This window comes from Streptomyces sp. NPDC051020, from assembly GCF_040683105.1.
GTDB lineage: Bacteria > Actinomycetota > Actinomycetes > Streptomycetales > Streptomycetaceae > Streptomyces.
The window spans coordinates 55515-78120 of record NZ_JBFBCG010000002.1 but is presented as its reverse complement, the minus strand read 5'-3'; the positions used below and the strand labels follow the sequence as shown (position 1 = coordinate 78120).

At 70.1% G+C, this 22606-nt stretch carries 21 protein-coding genes and 4 pseudogenes; 15 read left to right on the top strand and 10 right to left on the bottom strand.

Going from position 1 to position 22606, the window contains the following annotated elements; translation table 11 throughout:
* Positions 1–10: 10 nt before the first annotated feature.
* The 7 genes from AB0N06_RS01540 (at position 11) to AB0N06_RS01510 (ending at position 7061) form a co-directional block, all read left to right on the top strand.
* Positions 11–979, top strand: coding sequence for a WYL domain-containing protein (locus tag AB0N06_RS01540; protein ID WP_366132754.1), 969 nt, complete (start codon positions 11–13; stop codon positions 977–979).
* Between the two features lie 15 nt (positions 980–994).
* On the top strand, positions 995–1264 hold the full coding sequence (locus AB0N06_RS01535; protein WP_366132908.1) for a hypothetical protein: 270 nt from the start codon (positions 995–997) through the stop codon (positions 1262–1264).
* A 254-nt stretch (positions 1265–1518) separates the two neighbouring features.
* A complete protein-coding gene (locus AB0N06_RS01530; protein WP_366132753.1) occupies positions 1519–1716 on the top strand; it encodes a hypothetical protein in 198 nt (65 codons plus the stop codon).
* Positions 1717–1964: 248 nt separating this feature from the next.
* Positions 1965–2255 carry a Sec-independent protein translocase subunit TatA gene (gene tatA / locus AB0N06_RS01525; protein WP_266987647.1) on the top strand — a complete coding sequence of 97 codons (291 nt, stop codon included), beginning with the start codon at positions 1965–1967 and terminating at the stop codon, positions 2253–2255.
* Positions 2256–2316: 61 nt separating this feature from the next.
* Positions 2317–3267, top strand: coding sequence for a twin-arginine translocase subunit TatC (gene tatC, locus AB0N06_RS01520; RefSeq protein WP_366132752.1), 951 nt, complete (start codon positions 2317–2319; stop codon positions 3265–3267).
* 18 nt (positions 3268–3285) lie between these two features.
* The gene (locus AB0N06_RS01515) at positions 3286–4176 is read left to right on the top strand and encodes a diacylglycerol kinase (protein ID WP_366132751.1); all 891 of its coding nucleotides are present in this window, start codon (positions 3286–3288) and stop codon (positions 4174–4176) included.
* 50 nt (positions 4177–4226) lie between these two features.
* Positions 4227–7061, top strand: a complete 2835-nt coding sequence (locus AB0N06_RS01510; protein WP_366132750.1) for a DEAD/DEAH box helicase — start codon at positions 4227–4229, stop codon at positions 7059–7061.
* A gap of 554 nt (positions 7062–7615) precedes the next feature.
* Here AB0N06_RS01510 and AB0N06_RS01505 read toward each other — a convergent pair.
* The 5 genes and pseudogenes from AB0N06_RS01505 to AB0N06_RS01485 all read right to left on the bottom strand — a co-directional run bounded on the left by AB0N06_RS01505 (position 7616) and on the right by AB0N06_RS01485 (position 11657).
* Positions 7616–8053, bottom strand: coding sequence for an SPW repeat protein (locus AB0N06_RS01505; RefSeq protein WP_366132749.1), 438 nt, complete (start codon positions 8051–8053; stop codon positions 7616–7618).
* Positions 8054–8458: 405 nt separating this feature from the next.
* Positions 8459–8769, bottom strand: a pseudogene (locus tag AB0N06_RS01500) (fasciclin domain-containing protein); the annotation flags it as partial.
* 47 nt (positions 8770–8816) lie between these two features.
* Positions 8817–10352: a molybdopterin-dependent oxidoreductase gene (locus AB0N06_RS01495; protein WP_366132907.1), complete on the bottom strand. Its 1536-nt coding sequence runs from the start codon at positions 10350–10352 to the stop codon at positions 8817–8819.
* A 94-nt stretch (positions 10353–10446) separates the two neighbouring features.
* The gene (locus tag AB0N06_RS01490) at positions 10447–11052 is read right to left on the bottom strand and encodes an anti-sigma factor (RefSeq protein WP_366132748.1); all 606 of its coding nucleotides are present in this window, start codon (positions 11050–11052) and stop codon (positions 10447–10449) included.
* A gap of 14 nt (positions 11053–11066) precedes the next feature.
* A complete protein-coding gene (locus tag AB0N06_RS01485; protein WP_366132747.1) occupies positions 11067–11657 on the bottom strand; it encodes a sigma-70 family RNA polymerase sigma factor in 591 nt (196 codons plus the stop codon).
* 8 nt (positions 11658–11665) lie between these two features.
* Between AB0N06_RS01485 and AB0N06_RS01480 the strand changes: the two are divergent.
* A pseudogene (locus AB0N06_RS01480) lies at positions 11666–12397 on the top strand (AAA family ATPase); the annotation flags it as partial.
* Complete coding sequence (locus tag AB0N06_RS01475) at positions 12394–13173, top strand: ABC transporter permease (protein ID WP_366132746.1); 780 nt, start codon at positions 12394–12396, stop codon at positions 13171–13173. The pseudogene AB0N06_RS01480 and the gene AB0N06_RS01475, both read left to right, overlap by 4 nt.
* Positions 13174–13193: 20 nt before the next feature.
* Here AB0N06_RS01475 and AB0N06_RS01470 read toward each other — a convergent pair whose 3' ends face one another.
* Positions 13194–13664 carry an ABA4-like family protein gene (locus AB0N06_RS01470; RefSeq protein ID WP_366132745.1) on the bottom strand — a complete coding sequence of 157 codons (471 nt, stop codon included), beginning with the start codon at positions 13662–13664 and terminating at the stop codon, positions 13194–13196.
* Positions 13661–14623, bottom strand: a complete 963-nt coding sequence (locus AB0N06_RS01465) for a hypothetical protein (RefSeq protein ID WP_366132744.1) — start codon at positions 14621–14623, stop codon at positions 13661–13663. Before AB0N06_RS01465 ends, AB0N06_RS01470 begins: the two co-directional genes overlap by 4 nt.
* Positions 14624–14737: 114 nt before the next feature.
* Between AB0N06_RS01465 and AB0N06_RS01460 the strand changes: the two genes are divergently transcribed.
* Positions 14738–15391, top strand: a complete 654-nt coding sequence (locus AB0N06_RS01460; protein ID WP_366132743.1) for a MerR family transcriptional regulator — start codon at positions 14738–14740, stop codon at positions 15389–15391.
* A 175-nt stretch (positions 15392–15566) separates the two neighbouring features.
* On the opposite strand, the gene AB0N06_RS01455 is transcribed toward AB0N06_RS01460, so the two are convergent.
* The gene (locus tag AB0N06_RS01455) at positions 15567–16409 is read right to left on the bottom strand and encodes a siderophore-interacting protein (protein WP_366132741.1); all 843 of its coding nucleotides are present in this window, start codon (positions 16407–16409) and stop codon (positions 15567–15569) included.
* A gap of 138 nt (positions 16410–16547) precedes the next feature.
* Positions 16548–17456: a 5'-3' exonuclease gene (locus AB0N06_RS01450; RefSeq protein ID WP_366132905.1), complete on the bottom strand. Its 909-nt coding sequence runs from the start codon at positions 17454–17456 to the stop codon at positions 16548–16550.
* Positions 17457–17683: 227 nt separating this feature from the next.
* Between AB0N06_RS01450 and AB0N06_RS01445 the strand changes: the two genes are divergently transcribed.
* The 4 genes from AB0N06_RS01445 (at position 17684) to AB0N06_RS01430 (ending at position 22028) form a co-directional block, all read left to right on the top strand.
* Complete coding sequence (locus AB0N06_RS01445) at positions 17684–18811, top strand: glycine betaine/L-proline ABC transporter ATP-binding protein (RefSeq protein WP_366132740.1); 1128 nt, start codon at positions 17684–17686, stop codon at positions 18809–18811.
* Complete coding sequence (locus AB0N06_RS01440) at positions 18804–20606, top strand: ABC transporter permease/substrate binding protein (RefSeq protein ID WP_366132739.1); 1803 nt, start codon at positions 18804–18806, stop codon at positions 20604–20606. Before AB0N06_RS01445 ends, AB0N06_RS01440 begins: the two co-directional genes overlap by 8 nt.
* Before the next feature lie 149 nt (positions 20607–20755).
* Entirely contained in the window at positions 20756–21301 is a 546-nt protein-coding gene (locus AB0N06_RS01435) for a helix-turn-helix domain-containing protein (RefSeq protein ID WP_366132738.1), read from the top strand.
* A 7-nt stretch (positions 21302–21308) separates the two neighbouring features.
* The gene (locus AB0N06_RS01430; protein WP_366132737.1) at positions 21309–22028 is read left to right on the top strand and encodes a helical backbone metal receptor; all 720 of its coding nucleotides are present in this window, start codon (positions 21309–21311) and stop codon (positions 22026–22028) included.
* On the opposite strand, the pseudogene AB0N06_RS01425 reads toward AB0N06_RS01430, so the two are convergent.
* Positions 21967–22224 (bottom strand): annotated as a pseudogene (locus AB0N06_RS01425) (C4-dicarboxylate ABC transporter); the annotation flags it as partial. The gene AB0N06_RS01430 and the pseudogene AB0N06_RS01425 overlap by 62 nt on opposite strands.
* Positions 22225–22226: 2 nt before the next feature.
* Between AB0N06_RS01425 and AB0N06_RS01420 the strand changes: the two are divergent.
* Positions 22227–22532 (top strand): annotated as a pseudogene (locus AB0N06_RS01420) (LysR substrate-binding domain-containing protein); the annotation flags it as partial.
* Positions 22533–22606: the final 74 nt, after the last annotated feature.

Sequence of the window (22606 nt, the reverse complement as noted above, 5' to 3'; positions counted from 1 at the left end):
GACCGTATTCATGGCGACGAACGCGATCGACCAGACGCGCCGGATGCTGTCCCTCGTGACGTATCTGAGGGAGCGCCCCGGCGCCCATGTGCAGGACGTGGCCCGGGCATTCGGGATCACCGAGGACGAGCTGATCTCGGACCTCGACGTCCTGCCCATGTGCGGGACGAGCTTCCGGGGTGGTGATCTGCTGGACATCGACACCGACGGCGACCGGATCTGGTGGCACAACCCGGACGACGTGGCGGAGCCGCTGCGGCTCGCGGCGGACGAGGCGACGGCCCTGCTGGTCGCGGCGCGCGCCGTGGCGACGCTGCCGGGGCTGCGGGAGAGCGACCGGCAGGCACTGCTGCGGGCCACCGCCAAGCTGGAGACGGCGGCCGGTGAAGTCGGGGCGGCGAGCTCCCGGCTCTCGGTCACCTTCGAGTCCGAGGGCGGCGTCTTCGCCGATGTCGACCGGGCGATCTCGGAGCGGCGACGGCTCTGGCTGCGGTACTACTCACCCGCGCGCGACGAGCTCACCGAGCGCGAGGTGGACCCGATCCGGCTGTTCGCCGTGGGGCATACGTACATGGAGGCCTGGTGCAGGTCCTCCGAGGACCGGCGTACGTTCCGGCTCGACCGGGTCGCCGAGATCCGGCTGCTGGACGAGCCGTCCGCACCGCCGGAGCTGGAACTGCGGGACCTGTCCGAGGGGCTGGTGCAGCCGGCGGCCGAGGACCCCGAGGTGGTGATCGAGGTCGGGCCCGGCGGCCGCTGGGTCGCCGAGTACTACCCGCACGACAGCGCGGAGGAACTGGCCGACGGCGGACTGCGGATCACCTTGCGCACGCCCGATCCGGCGTCGCTGCGCAGGCTTGCGCTGCGGCTCGGCGGGGAAGGGCGCATCGTCGCCCCACCGGAGCTGGCGCGGAGCGCGCAGCAGGCGGCGCGAGCGGCGCTCGCCGCCTACGACAGCCCTGCCTGCACGGATACCTGAGGGGATATGAGCAATATGTCTGTGGTGCCGAGTATCTCAACTGTGCTGGTACCGGAGTCCGTACGGTTCAAGGCGAGCTGCCCGGACTGCCGAGGGCGCTTCGAGCTCGCGGCGGGTGCCCTGCGCCTCGCCATCGGCTCCAACCGTCGCACCACGTTCTACTCGTTCACCTGCCCCGAGTGCGGCGCCGCCGTCCGTAAGCCCGCCGGGGAGCGGATAGTGGAACTCCTCACGGGTGGGGGCGTGCGGACGCTGCGCCTTCACACCAGTCTTCAGAACTCCTGACACACGGACACCCGGCTCCTGCGACACCTAGTGTCGCGACCGGCAAGGTTCGCCCCGTCGCGACGCCCGGCACGCGCGCTCGCGGCGTTGGCCACAAGCCCAGGTAGCTCCTTCCCCAAGCTCTCAACTTCGTTCGAGCAGGGAAGACCCCACTCAAGGGCTTCCGGCCGCCTTGCGATCACACACACCGGACGCCGCTCCTGGACGGGCAAACCTTGCCGGTCGCGGCACTAGACAACATCGAGGCTCTGCGCATGTTCTGGCCCATGCTCGCCATCGCCCTGGGATTCCTCGGGATCGCCGTCCTCGGCGTACTGGCCGTCACGGTGTTCGTCGAGGCCCAGCGCCTGGGGCGACAGGTGACCCATACCACTCGGCGCATCAACCGGGCGGCCGAGGATCTCGAACGGGCCGCAACCGATCTCGCCGCCACTGGCGAGGCGTTGCGCTGACACGGACGAGGGAGCTGTGCGCCGGACCGGCCGACCGGGGTGGGCGGGGCCTCCAGTTTCTCGGGTTCGGAGGGTACGCTGCTGGTGGCGGCCCTGAGAGCGAGGCATGGGCCGTAATCGCAAGGATGCATGGGTATTGCCCTGCGTTTACTCCTGCGGGATACGATCGCTGACAGTACGAAGATCGGACGTCTGTCCGACGCTCGATCAGCCCCACCCCTGCTGCCTCGGTGAGAAGGTACACGCATATGTTCGGAAGGCTCGGCGCTCCCGAGATCATCCTGATCCTCGTCGTCATTGTTCTGCTGTTCGGCGCGAAGAAGCTTCCTGACATGGCTCGCTCGCTCGGCAAGTCGGCCCGCATCCTCAAGAGCGAGGCCAAGGCGATGAAGTCCGAGGGTGCCGCGACGGCCACCCCCGCGGACCCGCCGAACGATGCCGCCCAGGACCAGGCCGCCCCGCGCACCATCAAGGCCGCGCCCGGCGATGTGACGAGCTCGCGTCCGGTTGCCGAGCCGACCGACTCGACCAACCGCTGACCACCGGGCCGACGCACGCGCCGTCATGGTGACGGCCTGCTGCACGAGATGAGGACGTGGGTTGCTCAAGTCTGCCCGCAAGCAGGAGACGGACCCAGAGGGCCGCATGCCCCTGGTGGAGCACCTGCGTGAGCTGCGTAACCGGCTGGCGAAGGCCCTGCTGGCGATCGTCGTCGTCACGATCGTCGCCGCGTTCTTCTACAAGGGGATCATCGAGTTCTTCACCGACCCGGTGCTGAAGGCGGTCGGTTGCCATTCGAGCTTCGCCGAACTCGCGAAGCAGGAGGACGGCACCTGTGCGCGCATCGTCCTGAACGGTCTGCTGACGCCGTTCACCCTTGCGCTCAAGGTTTCCCTCATGGCGGGTCTCGTCCTTTCGTCACCGATCTGGCTGTACCAGCTGTGGGCGTTCATCGCCCCGGGTCTGCACAAGCACGAGAAGAAGTACTCGCTCGCCTTCGTCGGTGCGGGCTTCCCGCTCTTCCTCGCCGGCGGCTTCTTCGCGTACAAGACGCTGCCCACGATGGCCAAGGTCCTGCTGGACTTCTCGCCGGCCGGTCTGGACAACCAGCTGCCGCTCGATGACCTGCTGGACCTGATCACGCGCATGGTGGTGGTCTTCGGACTCTCCTTCGAGCTGCCCCTGCTGCTCGTCATGCTGAACCTCGGCGGGGTCATCACCGGCAAGCGGATGCTCGGCTGGTGGCGCGGGATGATCATGGGAATCACGGTCTTCGCCGCCGTGGCCACGCCCAGTACGGACCCGCTCACCATGCTGGCCCTCGCCGGACCGATCTGGGTCCTCTACTTCTGCGCCACGGCGGTCTCGCTCCTCAACGACCGCCGCAAGGCACTGCGCGCGGCGGCGGGACCCGCCGATGACGAGGCGTCGGAGCTGGACCTGACCCCCGAGGACATCGGTGAGGTCGAGTCGGTGTCGACGGGCGGGTCGCTGCCCGCAAAGGCGGGGACGGACAGTGATCGCGTGAACGGTTACGACGACATCACCTGACCTTGTAAGGTCCCCCGGGTGACCAGCGAGATCACCCTTTTCGTCAATCCCACCGCAGGACGCGGCCGGGGCGCGCACGCCGCGCAGCCGGCCGCTTCCGCGTTGCGGGCCGCAGGAATCTCCGTGCGCACGGTACTGGGCGAGGACGCCGACGACGCGCTGCGGCGGGCCCGTGAGGCCGTCGCGGGCGGGACCGGTGCGCTCATAGCCGTGGGCGGGGACGGCATGATGTCCCTCGCCCTCCAGGCCGTCGCCGGGACCATGACACCGCTCGGCGTCGTCGCCGTCGGTACCGGCAACGACTTCGCCCGCGCCCTCGGCCTGCCGATACGGGACCCGGCCGCCGCCGGACGGCTCGCTGCCGAGGCGCTCAAGGGCGGCAGCGTCCGCGAGATCGACCTCGGCAGGGTCGGGGAGCGATGGTTCGGTTCGGTGCTCGCCTCCGGCTTCGACTCCCGGGTCAACGACCGGGGCAACCGGATGCGCTGGGCCGGCGGGCGGTTCAAGTACGACCTGGCGATCCTCGCCGAACTTGCCGCGTTCAGACCGATCCCGTACCGCGTCAGGCTCGGCGGCGGACCGGTCCAGGAGATCGAGGCGACGCTCATTGCCGTGGGCAACGGGTCCACGTATGGCGGCGGGATGCGGATCTGTGCGGACGCCGTCATGGACGACGGGCTCTTCGACGTGACCGTCGTCGGGGACTGCAGCCGTACCACCCTGCTCAAGGTGTTCCCCCGCGTCTACAAGGGCACGCACCTCGGCCTTCCCCAGGTCACCGTGCACCGGGTCTCGTCGATCGAGCTGGTCGCGGCTGGTGTCACCGCGTATGCGGACGGTGAACCGCTCGGCGCCCTGCCGCTCACCGCGACCTGTGTGCCGGGCGCGGCCAGGGTTCTTGCACAGTGAATTAAAGAGCGCGCTGACTGTCAGAGGTGACGGGTAGGCTCGTAACCAAGATGACAGAGGACCTCTCACCAGCTGAGCGTTACCAGGCTTTCCGGATCCGCGCCGCCGAGCAGGCCACGGCGCTCGCGCCCTTCCGCGAGTTGTACGAGTTCGGTCTGGACCCGTTCCAGATCGATGCATGCAAGGCCCTGGAGGCGGGTAAAGGGGTGCTGGTCGCGGCCCCGACCGGGTCGGGCAAGACGATCGTCGGCGAGTTCGCCGTGCATCTCGCGCTGCGCCAGGGCCGCAAGTGCTTCTACACCACGCCCATCAAGGCCCTGTCCAACCAGAAGTTCACCGATCTGGTCAAGCGCTACGGCGCGGACAAGGTCGGCCTGCTGACCGGCGACAACAGTGTCAACGGGGACGCGCCCGTGGTCGTCATGACCACCGAAGTGCTGCGGAACATGCTGTACGCGGGCTCCCAGGCACTGCGCGGTCTCGGCTACGTGGTGATGGACGAGGTGCACTACCTCTCCGACCGCTTCCGTGGCGCGGTGTGGGAAGAAGTGATCATTCATCTGCCCGATTCGGTGACCCTGGTGTCGCTGTCGGCGACCGTGTCCAACGCCGAGGAGTTCGGCGACTGGCTGGACACCGTCCGCGGTGACACCGAAGTCATCGTCTCCGAAAACCGGCCCGTGCCTCTCTGGCAGCACGTCCTGGCCGGCCGCCGGATGTACGACCTCTTCGAGGAGGAGACCGACCACGGCGGCCGCGGCGTCGGCCGCCGCGAGGTCAGCCCCGACCTCGTCCGGCTCGCCCGCATCGAGAGCCAGCGCGGATACAACCCGCGCGAGCGCCGCCGCGGAAAGATGGTGCGGGAGGCCGACCGCGAGCGCGAGCGGCGCCAACGCAGCCGGATCTGGACTCCGTCCAGGCCCGAGGTCATCGACCGGCTGGACGCCGAAGGCCTGTTGCCCGCCATCACGTTCATCTTCAGCCGAGCCGGCTGCGAGGCCGCCGTGCAGCAGTGTCTCCAGGCCGGACTGCGGCTCAATGACGACAGCAAGCGCCGCTTGGTGCGGGAGATCGTCGAGGAGCGGACCGCGTCCATCCCTCCCGAGGATCTCCATGTCCTCGGCTACTACGAGTGGCTCGAAGGTCTGGAGCGCGGCATCGCCGCGCACCACGCGGGCATGCTGCCGACCTTCAAGGAAGTCGTCGAGGAACTGTTCGTACGCGGGCTCGTCAAGGCGGTCTTCGCGACGGAGACCCTCGCCCTCGGCATCAACATGCCCGCGCGATCAGTGGTCTTGGAGAAGCTCGTCAAGTGGAACGGCGAGCAGCACGCCGACATCACCCCGGGCGAGTACACCCAGCTGACCGGGCGTGCCGGGCGGCGGGGGATCGACATCGAGGGCCATGCGGTGGTGCTGTGGCAGCGCGGCATGGACCCGGGGGCGCTGGCCGGGCTCGCGGGTACGCGTACGTATCCGCTGCGGTCCAGCTTCCGGCCCTCGTACAACATGGCCGTGAACCTGGTGCAGCAGTTCGGGCGGCACCGGTCGCGCGAACTGCTGGAGACCTCGTTCGCCCAGTTCCAGGCCGACCGCTCGGTCGTCGGGATCTCCCGGCAGGTACAGAGGAACGAGGAGGGCCTCGAGGGCTACCGCGAGGGCATGACCTGTCACCTCGGCGACTTCGAGGAGTACGCACGGCTGCGCCGTGACCTCAAGGACCGGGAGACGGAGCTTGCCAAGCACGGCGCGTCACAGCGGCGGGCCGCCGCAGCGGCGTCGTTGGAGAAGCTGAAGCCGGGCGACGTCATCCATGTCCCGACCGGGAAGTTCGCCGGGCTGGCCCTGGTGCTGGACCCGGGGCTGCCCGCCGGGCGGGCCAACACGCATCGCGGGCTCGAATACCACGACGGGCCGCGGCCTTTGGTACTCACCGCCGAGCGGCAGGTCAAGCGGCTCGCGTCGATCGACTTCCCCGTGCCGGTCGAGGCGGTGGAGCGGATGCGGGTGCCGAAGTCGTTCAACCCGCGGTCGCCGCAGTCCAGGCGCGATCTGGCGTCGGCCCTGCGGACCAAGGCGGGGCACATCGTGCCGGAGCGGCGCCGCAGGGGGCGGGCCGAGGCTGCCGACGACCAGCAGATCGCCCGCTACCGGGCCGAGTTGCGGGCCCACCCGTGCCATGGGTGCAACGAGCGTGAGGACCATGCGCGGTGGGCGGAGCGCTACCACCGGCTGCAGCGGGACACGAAGCAGCTGGAGCGGCGGATCGAGGGGCGGACGAACACGATCGCCCGCACCTTCGACCGGATCGTGGCGCTCCTCACCGAGCTCGACTATCTGCGCGGCAATGAAGTCACCGAGCACGGGCGGCGATTGGCCCGGCTCTATGGCGAACTGGACCTGCTGGCCAGCGAGTGCCTGCGGGCAGGGGTCTGGGAAGGGCTGAATCCGGCGGAGCTCGCCGCGTGTGTGTCGGCGCTGGTGTACGAGGCGCGGCAGGCGGACGACGCCGTGGCGCCGAAGCTGCCGTCCGGCCCGGCGAAGACGGCGATGGCCGAGATGGTCCGTATCTGGGGACGACTCGATGCCCTGGAGGAGGACTTCAAGATCAACCAGGCGGAGGGGGTCGGGCAGCGGGAACCCGATCTCGGATTCGCCTGGGCCGTCTACATGTGGGCGTCGGGGCGGACGCTGGACGAGGTGCTGCGCGAGGCGGACATGCCCGCGGGGGACTTCGTACGGTGGTGCAAGCAGGTCATCGATGTGCTGGGGCAGATCGCGGCCGCGGCGCCGCCGGGCGCGGGCGCCGGGTCCGTGGCGCGCACTGCACGCAAGGCAACGGATGCGGTGCTCCGGGGGGTTGTGGCGTACAGCTCGGTGGGGTGACGGGGTGTGTGCTGCAAGTTCGGTCGACCGGGCCTCGGTGGGTGCCTGCGGCTGTCCTGGCAGGGCCCCCGCCCTTTCCCGCTGCACCTGATGCGCGGCTCTGCCGCGCGGGGCGGGGCTCTGCCCCGGGCTCCGGTCCTCGGACGACCGGACGGGCTGGATCTGCCGGGCACATCCAGCCCGTCCGCCGATCGAAGAGTGCGGACGCGTCGTCGCCGAGCGCGGTATTGCCGAGCCGGAACGACAGGTCGTCCATCGGGCCCGACGGCGGGACGCCGACCTGCCATAGCCGGTGCGCCCCGGCCAGCCCTGCACGGTGGTGAGCGTGCCGCCGGCGTGACCACCTCGACGCGCGCGGCGAAGCTGCTCACCGACGACACGACGGCCGCCGGATGCGGCACCGCGGATCGTGGGGGCGGAGCGCGCGTAGCCCGCACACGGTTGCTGGTGAACGTGTCCCCCCGGACCATCCCCGGACGCGCCTCGGCCGGCCCGCTGGGTGCGGACCGGCCGGAAGCTCACGCTCCTTCGTCGTTCAGGGACCGCCCGGGGCACTAGGTCCGATTGCTCTTCATCGCCACTCCGACGCAGGCCAGCCCCAGCAGTACGGCCAGACCGCCGATGATGACGTTGTTGAGGACGACGCCCATGTCGGGGCTGCTGGCGACGACCCACGGCGAGATGATCATCCAGATGCCTATGGCGCAGATGGCCCAGCTCAGGCCGTACATCCGGTCCGGCATCACCGTGAACCCAAGTCCCAGCACCGCGATCGCGATCCCCATGATCAGGTTGTGCTGCACGAGGGTGGGCTGGCTTGCAGTGAAGTGAAGTACCCAGGGCGAGACGGCGCAGTAGAGGCCGACGAGGAACACCGGTCCGTCGACGAGAGCCACATCGCGACCACCGAGCATGCGGGCATAGCGCTCCCGCATTTCGGAAACATCCGGGTGACTGGTGATGTCAGCGCGGGTGTGTGAGACGTTGGACATGAGAGTCGTCTCCTTCGGTCCTGCAGGCCCGACCGCGGTGTGAGGGGGGTGTGCTGTAGTCGCCTGCTCCACCATTCTGCGCTTATCTCAGCCTTATGTGTACATTTCGGACCGCGTGGATCTTATGATTCCTGGGCGTCCAGGCGCCGGGCCAGGGCCGCCGGCTCGGGTATGCGCAGGACCCGGTCCCCGTACCCCGGTAGCGGGACGTGCAGGCTCCGTCCAGCGTGGCGGGATCGCGCCCCTGCCGTACGCCGCCGAAGATGTCGGGCCGATCGAGCCCGTCCCGCTCCAGCAGCGACTCACCGACCGGTACGGCCATCTCACCGCGGCAGCGCACGGCAGAGACCGGCCGGGGCGCTGACGCAACCCCGGCCGGTCCGTGGTGTCCCTGTGGTGCTCATGCGGGGGCATCAGGACGGTGTACACCGTGGCGTTGGCGGTCGGGACATTGCCGCAGACGGCCTTCGAGCTGTCATTCACGGTGTAGGTCATGCCCGAGCCGGAGGTCGTCAGCTTGCCCTTCTCCAGCGTGGTGGAGGAGCCGTTCTCCAACTGCTTCGGCGTCAGCTTCTGACCCACCACGTGGTACGTCAGCACCATGGTGAGTTCGCCTTGTTCGCCCGCAGCTTGTCCAGGTCGGCCTGCGGGATCTTGGCGAAGGCGTCATGGGTCGGCGCGAACACCGTGACGTTCTGCGCGTTGTTCAGGGTGTCGGAAACGAAGGAGTGGGGGAATGACAGTGCGTGCGGGGGAGAGCGGGTCAGGACACGTCGACCACCACCGAGTGCCAGCCGGTCGCACCGTCCGGGACGGTGCCGACGCGTTCGCCGGTCTGAGTGGCGCCTGTCCCGTCGGTCGCACGGACCTCCAGCGTGTGATTGCCGGAGGTGGCCGGCCATTCCCACACCCACTGGCGCCAGGTGTCCCGGCTGTCCTCTGCCGCGAGCCGGGCCCGATGCCACGGGCCGCCGTCCACCCGGACCTCCACCCGCGAGATCCCCCGGTGCTGGGCCCAGGCCACCCCGGCGACGGGCACGATGCCGGGCTGCGGTGAGGCGAACGGACGCGGCGTGTCGATCCGGGACTCCGTCTTGACCGGCGCCTGCTGGGACCAGCTGCGCCTGACCCAGTACGCGTCGTACGAGGCGAACGTCGTCAGCTCGATGTCCTTGATCCACTTGCAGGCCGAGACGTACCCGTAGAGTCCCGGCACCACCATGCGGACCGGGAAGCCGTGGGCGAACGGCAGAGGTTCGCCGTTCATGCCGAGGGCCAGGATCGCGTCGCGCCCGTCCATGACCGTCTCGACCGGCGTGCCGATCGTCATGCCGTCGACGGAACGCGCCACGATCTGGTCGGCGGGCCCGCCCTGCGACGGCGGCTTCACCCCGGCCTCGCGCAGGAGATCGGCCAGCCGCACACCGATCCACCGGGCATTGCCGACGTACGGGCCGCCGACCTCGTTGGAGACACACGCCAGGGTGATGTCGCGCTCGATGATCTCCCGCCCCAGCAGGTCCTGGAAGCTGAGCGCGAGCGGGCGGGCGACGCCCTTGCCGTGGATCCGCAGCCGCCACGAATAGGCGTTGATGCGGGGCACGGCCAGGGCGGTGTCCACCCGGTAGAAGCTCTTGTTCGGGGTGATGAACGAGCTCAGGCCCCGGATCCGTAGATCCGCCCCGGGCGGTACGGCGGGCGCGGGTGAATCGGGGACCGGGAGGACCACATCATGCCGTGAGGCGGTGGCCCCGGCCTGGACGACGGACGTCAGCCGCCGTCCCAGGAACCCCGCACCGGCCGAGACCGCCGCCGCAGCGGTTGCCGCGATCACGAAACCGCGCCGGTCGAAGGTGCCGTCCCCCTGCCCGTCTCTCTCTCCAGCCGCGGGAGAGGGACGGAGCGCCGGGCCGAGCCGTCCGACCAGGAGATACAGCACGCCTGCGGCCAGGACGGCACCCACCACCGAGGGCAGGGCGTCGGCGGGACTGCCTTCTGGACGTCCCACCGCCGCCACCGCCCCGACCATGCCGAAGACCAGAACGGCCGCCGAGCCGAGCAGCCGGTGCCGCAGCGCCAGTAGCCCGACCGCCACGGCGAAAACCGCCAGCAGCGCCTGGATGCCCAGTTCGAGCACCAGTTTGTCAGCGGTGCCGAAGTGCCGTACGGCGAAGTCCTTCACGACCGGGGGAGTGCGGTCGATCACCGCCTGGCCCACCGCCACGACCGGACCCGCCTCCGGACGTACGACAGCCGAGACCAGTTCGGCCACGGCCAGGGCGCAGAACCCGGCGATCAGACCGCTGAGCCCGGCGAGACCGGCACGTGCCCAGCGGGACCGCCGGGACCCGGAAGCCCCTTGCTCCTGCACGTCGTTCTGTTCCTCGCTCACATCAGTTGTTCGTCGCCGGACGCCCGGCGGATTGGTCCGTCACCCGATCGGATGAAAGGCGGTCATCGGCCAATCCGTGTCGGCCCCGGCCACGAATCAGCCTTCGAGGGGCCCTGTGAGAGGGCCCGTTCGGCGCAGGCCGCAGCGCGCCGGACTTCGCCTTCGCGTCCGGCGCCGCGAGAACCTGCGCCATCCGATCGCTCCGCTGCTGCGCCCGGTGCGCCTCCTGTCGCGCGTCCTGGGGGACCTGGTTCTGCCACACCGCGATTCCGCCGAACGCGGCAGCGGCGGCCAGGGACGCGGCGAGCGCGAACTCCGGCCGGCGGCCGGTCCGCTGGACGGAGAGGGCCGAGCGAGAGCGCCGGCCGTGGGACGGGGATTCCTGCCGTACGGTCGTGATCTCCCGCAGCACCCGGTGGCGCAGCTCGCGCGGCGGGGCCGCGGACACCGCGAGCCCGAGCCGGGTGGCGGTCTCGGACAGTTCCCGCACCTCCACGGCGCAGGCCTCGCAGGCTCCGAGATGGCGTTCGAACGTCCCGCGCTCCGCGTCCGGCATTGCGTGCAGGGCGTAGGCGCCGGTCAGCGTGTGCAGTTCGGACCCGCTCACGCGATCCACCTTGCTCATGCGCTCACCCCGAGGCAGTCGCGCAGCCGGATCAGTCCGTCGCGCAGTCGTGTCTTGATCGTCCCGAGCGGTACGGAGAGGAGTTCCGCCACTTCGCGGTAGGTCAGGCCGCGGTAGTAGGCGAGCGTGACGGACTGCCGTTGCTGCTCGGACAGGGTCCGCATGCAGCGGCGTACCTGCTCCCGCTCCAGCCGGTTCTCGACCTGCTCGGTGACCTCGTCGAACTCCGGCGTACGGTTCAGCAGCGCCGCCCGGTGCTCCCGGGCCGTCGTCGCCTCGACGGAGCGCACCCGGTCCACCGCCCGGTGATGGGCCAGCGTCAGCACCCAGTTCATGGCGTTGCCGCGGGAAGCCTGGAAGCGGGGGGCGGTCCGCCACACTTCCACCAGCACCTCCTGCGCCACTTCCTCCGACTGTGCGGGGTCGCGCAGCACGCTCCGTACGAGACCGAGGACCGGACCGCAGACCGCGTCGTACACAGTGGCGAACGCAGCCTGGTCGCCGCGGGCGACCAGGCCCAGGAGTTCCTGGAGATCGGGCCCCGCCGATGGTGCTCCGCTGATGTGCACGGCTTCGGCTTCTTTCACGCGGGCTTCCTCCCAGGATGCGCATCGGCTTCGTGAGGTGATCCGGAGCCGACAGCAGCGCGGATTGGTCAGTGCGTGAAATCTTTCCACGTCGCCGCGACCGCTTCGACCTCGCAGACGCGGGGAAGCGGCAGGTCAAGGGGTACTCCGGCGGTATGCAGCGACGTCTGGACGTGGCGCTCGGCCTGGTCCACCGCCCCGAGGTGCTCTTCCTGGACGAGCCCACCACCGGACTCGACCCCGAGGCCCGTACGGCCATGTGGGACGAGATCGCCCGGCTGGCCGGCGACGAGGGCCTGACCATCGTGCTCACCACGCACTACCTGGAGGAGGCCGACCGGCTCGCCGAACGCATCGCGATCGTCGACCGCGGCCGGATCGTCGTCGAGGGCACCCCTGACGAACTCAAGGGCGAACTCCACGGCGACGCCGTCCACATGGAGCTGCGCACCGACGGAGACCATGCGACGGTCACCGCCGCGCTCACCGGACTGCCCGGGGTGTACGAGGTGCTGGCCGATGGCCGCCGGGTCAGCGTCCGCGCCGAGGACGGTGCCGCCGCCGTCCCCGTACTGCTCGGCGCCCTGGACCGGGCCGGTGCGACGGTCGCCGCCGCCACCGTCGCCCGCCCCTCCCTCGACGACGTCTATCTGCGCTACGCCGGACGCCGCTTCGCCGAGGCCGAAGCCGCAGACGCCCAGCAGATCCCCGCCACGGTCGCCGCGGGAGGCACCCGATGAGCAGCCACGTCATCGCCCAGACCTGGTACATGACCCAGCGTCAGCTCATGGCGATCATCAGGCAGCCGGTCTTCCTGGCGATCTCCCTGGTCCAGCCGGTGATCTGGCTGTTCCTGTTCGGCAACCTCTTCAAGAAGGTCGTCGAGCTCGGCGGCTTCGGCACCACGTCCTATCTGGACTACCTGATCCCTGGCATCGTCGTGATGAGCGCCCTCGGATCGAGCATGTGGGCCGGAATGGGCACCCTGGAGGAGATCGAGCGGGGAACGCTCAACCGCTTCCTGACCACCCCGGTCAGCCGGAACGCGCTGATGAACGCCAACGTCGTGCAGAACGGCATCAGTACCGCCGTCCAGTCGGTCATCATCGTGCTGCTCGGCTGGGCCGCCGGTGCGACGTACCCGGGTGGCGCGGGTGGGCTGCTGACCCTGCTCGTCGCCTCGATCCTGCTCGGTACGGTCTTCGGCGCGCTCTCCAACGCACTGGGGATGCTGGTCCGCCAGCGCGAGTCGATCATCGGTATCAACACGTTCCTGCTGCTGCCGCTGACCTTTCTCTCGTCCTCGTTCATGGCGCCGAGCCAGATGCCGTCCTGGATGCGGCAGATCGCCGACTTCAACCCGGTCAACTGGGCGATGGTGGCGGGCCGTTCGGCACTGACCGCCGATCCCGACTGGGGGCTGGTGCTCAGCCGCGGGGGAGCGCTGCTCGTCCTCGCGGCGGTGGCGGTCTGGCTGTCGACCCGCACCTTCCGCTCGTACCAGAAGGTCGTCTGACGGTGCGTGCGGCCGCGGGGTCAGGAGAGCACCGCGTCGTGGAACCGGTCCGGGAGGGTCTCCCCGGGCCGGCTCTTCGGCTTCCGGGCCGCGCGCAGCACCAGAAAGACCAGCAGGCCGAACGGCGACAGCAGAATCGTCAGCACCAGCAGAGGGCTCATCACCAGCGCGGGGACACCCAGTCGGCGGCCCTCCAGGAACATCCACTGGCCGAGCAGCAGATCCCACGCGATGACCTGCGCCCAGATCGCGCCCGCCCCGTTCGCCAGCACGGCCAGGTCACGGAACGTGTCGATGTCGGGGCTGCGCACGGCAGTCCACAGTTCGGGGAAGACCGGCACAGCCATCATCAGATACACGGCCAGCACCGGCAGGACGGTCAGGGGGGACGCCGCGAGGCGCGCTGTGGGCGGCCAGTTCGGCGCCACGATCATGAGCAGCCAGAAGGGCGCTGCCAGCCAGAACGAGACCTCGAAGAGCGCGCCGGTCATGCCATGAGCTCCTTCTCGACGGAATCCGCGGTACGGGATACGGGAATCGGCCGCAACGCCGCATACGTTCCGGCGGCGGTGGCGGCCAGGAGGAGCGCCGCGGCGGTGAGCGTCGCGCCGTCCGGATGAATCAGTGACTGCCCGCGCAGCGCCTGCCACGCGACGAGGGCGACGACCGCCGCGTACGCCCCCGATGCGACGACCATCAGGCGCAGCCGGACCCGTGGATCGCCCAGCCGGGGAAAGCGTGGAGCCAGCGCCACCAGGGCGAGCAGGAGCAGCGGGAGCAGCTGGAGCGCATGCATGCCGACGAAGTGCGGGATGCGCAGATCGCCGCCGGTCGTCGACCAGCCCGTGAGCGGCATCGAGGGGCCGCCGTCGGGTACGCCGACCGAGTGTGCGCCGATCACATCCGCGGTGTCGAGGTTCCCGGCAGCCCGCTGTTCGGGAGTCGGCTGCGTCATCAGGAAGCCGAATCCCGCGCCCACCAGCGCTATGAACACACCCGAGCGGATCGCGAGGGCGGCAGCGCGGTCCTGGATGCGGGCGCGCAGCAACAGGATCGCGATGACCAGGGTTCCGGTCCAGAGGACGGCGACGGTGACGCCCATCGCGGTGAACAGCCGCTCGTCGAACGGGGTGGCGTGGTTGAAGTGGCTGCGTTTCCCGCGGATGACCTGCGTGGTGATGAGCGCCATCTCGGTGAGGCTGGAGACCACGACCACGGTCCCGGCCCACCAGCCGGTGCGCCGGCCGCGGGTGAGGAGCGTCAGCATCCAGGCGAGCGCCAGGGCGTATGCCACGAACGAGACCGCGAACTTGAAAGGCTTGAACCAGATCGCCGAGCCCGCGAGGACCCGGTCGTCGACCAGGAGTCCCACTCCGGAGACGACGGCCATGACGGCCATCGCCGCGGCGAAGAGGACTAACGGACGGTGCCAGGAACGCCATGACGGCATGGGTGTACCCCCTGTGAAGACCAATTTATGGATAGCGAGACTCTCTGCTATCCGATAGCGAAACTATCTATGATGGAGTGCGGGGTTGGCAAGAGCGGGCAGGGAGAACGCAGCGTGCGCATCAGCGAGTTGAGCCGCAGGTCCGGGGTTTCGGTGGCGACGATCAAGTTCTACGTAAGGGAAGGGCTCCTGCCCCCGGGGGAGTTGACCAGCCCGAACCAGGCGTCGTACGACTCAGGGCACGAGCGCCGGCTGAAGCTGATCCGCGCCCTTCTGGATGTCGGCGGACTCTCGCTCTCCGCGATCGGTGACGTACTCCGGGCGATCGACGACCCCGCGCAACCGGTGCACACGGTGCTGGGCGTGGCGGCGACGCAAATCACGGCACTCGAGGGCAACGAGCCCGGGCCCGAACTGGACGACGCCCGCGAAGAGGTGGCCGAGCTGCTGGAGCGGCGCGGCTGGCGGGTGGGGGCGCGAAGTCCGGCCGGTGAGGCCCTGGCCGGGGTGCTGGCCGCGCTGCGGCGGGCCGGGCACGGAGGCTTCTGCGAGCTGCTCGACGACTACGCGAGCGCCGCGGAACCGGTCGCCCGGGCCGATCTGGACTACGTGGGACGGCGGGTGGCGCGTGAGGACCTGGTGGAGAGTGTGGTCGTCGGCACGGTGCTGGGCGAGGCAATGTTCGGCGCGCTGCGCCGGCTCGCGCACGTGGACGCGTCGGCCAGGGTGTACGGCGACGAACCGGGGGAGCGGGTCGGGGGCGGGTGAGGGGGCATGTCCGACACATGGGCGTCCGGGCCGCATGTCCGCCCGCGCCGCCGCGTCGTATGCGGACGACCCGGTCGCGTGCACACCCCCGCCGCATGCCGGCGCCCCGGTCACCGTCCAGGGCGGACGGCGACCGGGGCGTGGATGTCCACCACAGGTGCCCGGGCCGGGTGGCCTACGCGGCGCTCTCCTGCTCCCGCTCCACCTGCTCGTTCCACTCGCGCTTCACCGAGCGCCACGCGTCGTCGTTCTGGCCGAGGCGCCAGTAGCCGGAGATCGACAGCTGCGGCAGTGGGATCTGCCGGTCGAGCCGCAGATGGCGGCGGATCTCCTTCACGAAGCCCGCCTCGCCGTGCACGAACGCCTGCACCCGGCCCACCGGGAACTCCAGGGACTTCACGGCCGCGGTCAGCGCCTCGCCGACGGGGCGGTCGCCACGGTGCAGCCAGGTCAGCTCCACCCCGTCGGCCGTCACGATCTTCTGCTCCTCGGACGCGTCCGCCACCTCGATGTAGGCGTGCGCCACCGCACCCACGGGCATCTGCTCCAGAGCCGCCGCGATCGCCGGCAGGGCGCTCTCGTCACCGGCCAGCAGGTGCCAGTCCGCCGACGCGTCCGGTCCGTAACCGCCGCCGGGACCCAGGAAGGTCACCTGGTCACCCGGAGCCGCGCGGAGCGCCCACGGGCCCGCCAGGCCCTCGTCGCCATGGACCACGAAGTCGATCGCCAGCTCCCGGGCGACCGGATCCCAGGAACGCACCGTGTACGTACGGGTGGTCGGCCACAGCTCGCGCGGATGCTCCTCGCGGATCCGGGCCATGTCGAACGGGTGCGCGTAGTCGGCGCCCTCGGGCGCGAAGCACAGCTTGACGTAGTGGTCGGTGAACCCGGACAGCGCGAAGCCGGCCAGGCCGTCACCGCCCAGCACCACCCGCACCATGTGCGGGGTGATCCGCTGGGTGCGCAGGACCTGGGCCCCCTGCGCCGTGGGTGCCTGCCGCGCCGGTCGTTCTGCCACGAGGTTCTCCCTGCTCCACATACTGAGACCGACCGGCCATGGGGGGCGGCGTCACGGGGCTGGGGCACGCACCCCTGCCCCGCTCCTTCACCCACCCCCCGATGGCCGGACGACCTTAGGCTTGCCTAAGTTAGCACCTCAGGCCCGGAGCGTGGAAAGCAGCCGCTGCAGGGCGCCGCCCAGTCCCCACTGGCCTGCCAGCGCTTCGAGGGCGGCGGGGTCGCGCGGCTCGGTGGGCAGTGCCGGATCGAAGGCGGGCAGCGGTACGTCACCCGCGACCCGGACCACGGCCGGCGCGACGGCCACGTAGTCCCGTGCCTCGTCGAGCCGCTTGCGCTGCGAGGGAGTCAGCTTCGCCGCCGGATCGTCCACCGCGGCCATGATCCCGGCCAGATCGCCGAAGGCGTCCAGCAGCTTTGCCGCCGTCTTCTCACCGATGCCCGGGACCCCGGGCAGCCCGTCGCTGGGGTCGCCGCGGAGCAGTGCCAGATCGGCATAGCCCGAGCCGTCCACCCCGTACTTCTCGCGCAGCCACGCCTCGTCCGTGAGCTGGAGCGACCCGACACCCTTCAACGGGTAGAGCACCCGCACCCCGCGGGCGTCGTCGACGAGCTGGTAGAGGTCCCGGTCGCCGGTGACGATGTCCACCGGGCCCGTGGCGTGGCCGGTGAGCGTACCGATCACATCGTCCGCCTCGTACCCCGCGACACCGACCCGGGCGATGCCGAGCGCGTCGAGCACGTCCTCGATGATCGGGACCTGCGGGGCCAGAGTGTCGGGGGTCTCCTCCTCGTCGGGGAGTCCCTCAGCGGTCTCCACGGCGACGCGGTGTGCCTTGTACGACGGGATCAGCTCCACCCGCCAGTGCGGCCGCCAGTCCGCGTCCATGCAGGCCACCAGCTCGTCCGGCCGGTGGTCCTGGACGAGCCGCCCGATGAAGTCGAGCAGTCCGCGCACGGCGTTGACCGGCGTGCCGTCCGGCGCGCGCACCGAGTCGGGGACCCCGAAGTAGGCGCGGTAGTAGAGGGAAGCGGTGTCGAGGAGCATCAGGCGTCGCGTCACACCCCGATCATGCCGCACCGCACTGACACCGGCCCGGAAGTGAACTGGGTCACTGTTTTGTTTGGCCCGGGTAAGTGCGGGCAGGCGCGCCGTCGGAGCGGACCACGTCGCCATTTCCACCACAGCGCGTGCCAAGCGGACCGAATCCGCGCCGCTCCACGGTCTGCCGGAGGGGGCGGCGGACCGTCTTCGGTTCAACGCGTGAGGTGTATGTGTCAAGGCTGCAAGCCGACCATCTGTACAAGGTGTTCGGCAGACGACCCGATCAAGCCGTGCAGAAGCTCGAGAGCGGCACGGACCGCGACGCGCTGCGCGCCGACGGAACGACCGCAGCGGTGATCGACGCCTCGTTCACCGTGGAACCGGGCCAGATCTTCGTCGTGATGGGTCTGTCCGGATCCGGCAAGTCCACGTTGCTGCGGATGCTCAACGGGCTGCTGGACCCCACAGCCGGACGCGTGCTGTTCGACGGCCAGGACCTGACCGCCCTGAGCCCCCGCGAACTCCGCGCCGTACGTTCCTCGAAGATCAGCATGGTCTTCCAGCACTTCGCCCTGTTCCCGCACCGGAGCGTCCTGGAGAACGCCGCGTACGGCCTCGAAGTGCAGGGTGTGCCGCGCGCCGAGCGCGAGAAGCGCGCCGCCGAGGCGCTGGAGCTGACCGGCCTCGCCGGCTGGGAGAAGTCCTGGCCCGACGAGCTGTCCGGCGGTATGCAGCAGCGCGTTGGCCTGGCCCGCGCCCTCGCCACCGACGCCGACCTGCTCCTGATGGACGAGTCGTTCAGCGCACTGGACCCGCTGATCCGCCGCGACATGCAGGACCAGCTGCTCGAACTGCAGAAGCGGCTGAAGAAGACCATCGTCTTCATCACCCACGACCTCAACGAGGCCATGCGCCTCGGCGACCGGATCGCCGTGATGCGGGACGGGAGGATCGTCCAGCTGGGTACCGCCGAGGACATCCTCGTCACCCCCGCCAACGACTACGTCGCCTCCTTCACCCAGGACGTCGACCGCTCCCGGGTGCTGACCGCGGGCGCCGTCATGGCCGAGCCGCACACCGTCATGGGCACCACGTGCGACGACGGCAAGGAACTGCGTACGCCCGACGACGTCCTCAGGGCGGCGCCGGCCACGGTCTCCGAGTCCACGCCGATCATCGAGCTGTTCACGCCGTGCTCGCGCAGTGGTGTCGCGGTCGCCGTGACCGACGCCAAGGGCGAGCTCGTCGGGGTCGTGCCCCGGTCCCGGCTGCTTGCCGTCCTCGGTGAGCCGATGACCCCCATCGAGCTCCCGCAGGTCGCCACGACCACTGCGGAGAAGGTGGCCGCCGATGTTTAGGCTCCCGCTCGGTGAATGGGTGAACAGCGCGGTCGACTGGCTGCAGACCCACCTGGCCTGGCTGTTCGACGCCATCAGCTCCGTCGTCGGCGGCATGTTCGACGGCATAGCCGCCGTCCTCTCCGCCCCCGCCCCGCTGCTCTTCGCGGGCATCGTCGCCGTCATCGCCTGGTGGCTGCGCGGGCTGCTCGCGGGCGCTCTCGCCTTCGTGGGCTTCGCGCTCATCGACTCGGTCGAGCTGTGGGACGAAGCGATGGACACCCTCACCCTGGTGCTCGTCGCGACCATCGTCACCCTGGTCCTGGCCGTCCCGCTCGGCATCTGGGCGGCGCGCTCCAAGACGGTGTCCGCGGTGATCCGGCCGGTCCTCGACTTCATGCAGACCATGCCCGCCATGGTCTATCTGATCCCCGGCGTCATCTTCTTCGGCGTCGGCGTCGTGCCCGGCATCACCGCCACCATCATCTTCGCGCTGCCCCCGGGCGTCCGGATGACCGAGCTCGGTATCCGCCAGGTCGACGGTGAACTCGTCGAGGCGGCCGAGGCCTTCGGCACCACCTCGCGCAACACCCTGCTGCGGGTGCAGCTGCCGCTCGCCCTGCCCACGATGATGGCGGGCATCAACCAGGTCATCATGCTCGGCCTGTCCATGGTGGTCATCGCCGGCATGGTCGGCGGCGGCGGCCTCGGCGGCTCCGTCTACCGCGCCATCGGCAACGTCGACGTCGGCCTCGGCTTCGAGGCGGGCATCTCCATCGTCATCCTGGCGATGTACCTGGACCGGATGACCAGCGCGCTGGGCCGCGAGGTCTCCCCGCTGGGCCGCCGCGCCCTCGCCAAGGCCCAGTCGGTGGCCGGCGGACTGAAGATCTGGAACCACCGTCCGCAGCCCGCCGTCGCGGTCGTCGGCGTCGTCGTCCTCGCACTCGTCGCCGGTGGCATGGGCATCTTCGGCTCGTCGAAGCAGGACACCGGTGCCGCCACCGACGCATCGAACGTCGGCAAGGGCCAGAAGATCAGCATGGGATACATCCCGTGGGACGAGGGCATCGCCTCCACCTTCCTCTGGAAGGAGCTGCTGGAGGAGCGGGGCTTCGAGGTCGACGTGAAGCAGTACGAGGCCGGCGCGCTCTACACCGGCATGGCGAACGGCCAGATCGACTTCGAGACCGACTCCTGGCTCCCGGTCACCCATGCCTCGTACTGGAAGAAGTACCGGAACCGCCTGGAGGACATGGGCTCTTGGTACGGCCCCACCTCCCTGGAGCTGGCCGTCCCCTCGTACGTGAAGGGCGTCGACTCGCTCGACGACCTCAAGGGCAGGGCCGCCGACTTCAAGGGCCGCGTCGTCGGCATCGAGCCGAGCGCCGGTGAGACCGGGCTGCTCAAGGACAAGATCCTGCCGGGATACGGCCTCGACAAGGAGTACAAGGTCGTCGACGGCTCCACGCCCTCGATGCTCGCAGAGCTGAAGCGCGCGTACGCCAAGAAGGAACCGATCGTCGTCCCGCTCTGGTCGCCGCACTGGACGTACAACCAGTACGACCTCACCAAGCTCAAGGACCCCAAGAACCTCTGGGGCAAGGGCGACGGCATCCACACCCTTACCCGTAAGGGCTTCTCCGACGACAACCCGCTCGTCGGCAACTGGCTGAAGAACTTCAAGATGACCGAGGACCAGCTCACCAGTCTTGAGGCGAAGATCCAGACGACCGGCAAGGGCAAGGAGCAGGACGCGGTCCGCGCCTGGCTGAAGGAGAACCCGGGCTTCGCCGACAAGATGACGCCCCAGTAGGGTCTGAAGCACCGTGAAGGGGTGGCACTGCCGGTCGGCGGTGCCACCCCTCCCGGCTGTTCCGGCATTCATTTACCGGCCGTCCTTGCCCGACGTTGTGCGTAAGGTGCTGGCAGCCGGAAGGATGACGAGTCGGGAGGGAGCCGGACATGGACGACAAGGACACACTCCGCGTGGGCGCCGCGGTTCGCCGACGACGCAGAACCCTGGGGCTGACACTGGCCGCGGTCGCCGGCCGCAGCGGCCTGTCCGTGCCGTTCCTCAGCCAGATCGAGAACGAGCGGGCCCGGCCCAGCGCCCGGTCGCTGGACCGGGTGGCCGATGCCCTGGAGACCACCACGGCACGGCTGCGCGCCGCCGCGGACTCGGCGCGCGCCGTCGACGTCGTCCGGGCGGGCGAGGACGACGGGGTACGCAGAGTGGTGCGCGGGCGGCACCAGCTCAGCGCGCTGGAGTTCACCGGCGAGATAGACCTCGGGCGGGAGTTCCAGCACCGCAACGACGAGGTGATGTACGTCGCGGAGGGCGCCGCCGAGGTGGAGGCGGAGGGGCAGGCGTACCGGCTGGAGCGAGGCGACACGCTGTTCCTGTCGGGCGGGGTACGGCACCGCTGGCGGGCCACGATGCCGGGCACCCGGCTGCTGGTCGTCGCGGTTGCCGAGCACATCGACGCCACGAACGACCCGAGGCGCTGAGACACCGGTGCCCGTGGAACGTGTCGTCTCCCTCGTCCCGTCGCTCACCGAGGCCGTCGCCGCCACCGCCCCCGGCCTGCTCGTCGGCGTCACCGACTGGTGCACCCATCCGGCCGGTCTGACCGCCGCACGCATCGGCGGCACCAAGAACCCCGATGTGGCCGCGGTCCTCGCGCTCCGCCCCGATCTCGTCCTCGCCAACGAGGAGGAGAACCGCGCGCCCGACCTCGCCGCGCTCCGGGCGGCCGGGATCACAGTTCTCGTCACCGAGATCCGCACCCTCGACCAGGCCTTCACCGAACTGCACCGGGCCCTGGTGACCGGCTGCGGGCTGGGCCGGCCCGACTGGCTCGACGCGGCCGAGGCCGCCTGGGCAGCGCTCCCGCCGCCCGCCTCCGTACCGCGCCGCGCCATCGTGCCGATCTGGCGTCGGCCCTGGATGGTGCTCGGACGCGACACCTTCGCCGGTGATCTGCTCGCCCGGCTGGGCGTGCGGAACGTGTACGCGGACCACGCCGAGCGCTACCCGCGCATCCCGCTCGACGAGCTCAACGCGACCGGCGCCGACCTGGTCGTGCTGCCCGACGAGCCGTACCGCTTCACCGCCACCGACGGACCCGAGGCGTTTCCCGCGTTGCCCGCCGCACTCGTCGACGGGCGGTATCTCACGTGGTACGGGCCGTCACTGGCCGCGGCGCCTGCGGCGCTGCGAGCAGCGCTCCGCTGAACAGTCCGCGCAGCGTACGGACCCCGGCCACGGCCCAGGCCGTCACCAGCAGCACGTACAGCGCGACGGCCAGCCAGGTGAACACCGTCAGACCGGTGTGCCGGGCCAGCCCCGCGGTGCCCGTGACACATGTGCCGACCGGGAAGGTGAAGCCCCACCAGGTCATGCTGAACGTCATGCCGCCCCGTATCGCGCGGCCTGCGCGAGCGCGGCTCCGGCACCCGACAGGTCCTGGACGCGGCACTGGCCGTGCACGGCGGGCTGGCGCATCCACTGCTCGAACTCTCTTCGACGACAGCGGTGAAGGGCGCGGCGGAGAGCGGTGCGGGACCGTGTGTCCTGAGCGAACTGGCGCTGGGGGAGGAGCTGTCCTCGCGGCGGCTGGTGAAGATCCCGGTGGCAGGGGTACGGCTCCGACGCCAACTGAGGGCGGTCTGGCCTTCGGGGCACCGTCCCACGGGCCCGGCTCGCGACCTGCTCGCGCTGACGGCGCGCGAGGCGTAGTACGGCGGCGGGAGGGGACCGGGGCATCCGGTTGCCGTCCCGCGCTCGAACACCGGACGGGCCGCAGCCCGCCG

Bases quoted from the DNA above. Each gene is read 5' to 3' on its own strand.
- AB0N06_RS01540 (WP_366132754.1), top strand. From the start codon at position 11: ATGGCGACGAACGCGATCGACCAGACGCGCCGGATGCTGTCCCTCGTG.
- AB0N06_RS01535 (WP_366132908.1), top strand. From the start codon at position 995: ATGTCTGTGGTGCCGAGTATCTCAACTGTGCTGGTACCGGAGTCCGTA.
- AB0N06_RS01530 (WP_366132753.1), top strand. From the start codon at position 1,519: ATGTTCTGGCCCATGCTCGCCATCGCCCTGGGATTCCTCGGGATCGCC.
- tatA (WP_266987647.1), top strand. From the start codon at position 1,965: ATGTTCGGAAGGCTCGGCGCTCCCGAGATCATCCTGATCCTCGTCGTC.
- AB0N06_RS01510 (WP_366132750.1), top strand. From the start codon at position 4,227: ATGACAGAGGACCTCTCACCAGCTGAGCGTTACCAGGCTTTCCGGATC.
- AB0N06_RS01505 (WP_366132749.1), bottom strand. From the start codon at position 8,053: ATGTCCAACGTCTCACACACCCGCGCTGACATCACCAGTCACCCGGAT.
- AB0N06_RS01475 (WP_366132746.1), top strand. From the start codon at position 12,394: ATGAGCAGCCACGTCATCGCCCAGACCTGGTACATGACCCAGCGTCAG.
- AB0N06_RS01470 (WP_366132745.1), bottom strand. From the start codon at position 13,664: ATGACCGGCGCGCTCTTCGAGGTCTCGTTCTGGCTGGCAGCGCCCTTC.
- AB0N06_RS01465 (WP_366132744.1), bottom strand. From the start codon at position 14,623: ATGCCGTCATGGCGTTCCTGGCACCGTCCGTTAGTCCTCTTCGCCGCG.
- AB0N06_RS01450 (WP_366132905.1), bottom strand. From the start codon at position 17,456: ATGCTCCTCGACACCGCTTCCCTCTACTACCGCGCCTACTTCGGGGTC.
- AB0N06_RS01440 (WP_366132739.1), top strand. From the start codon at position 18,804: ATGTTTAGGCTCCCGCTCGGTGAATGGGTGAACAGCGCGGTCGACTGG.
- AB0N06_RS01435 (WP_366132738.1), top strand. From the start codon at position 20,756: ATGGACGACAAGGACACACTCCGCGTGGGCGCCGCGGTTCGCCGACGA.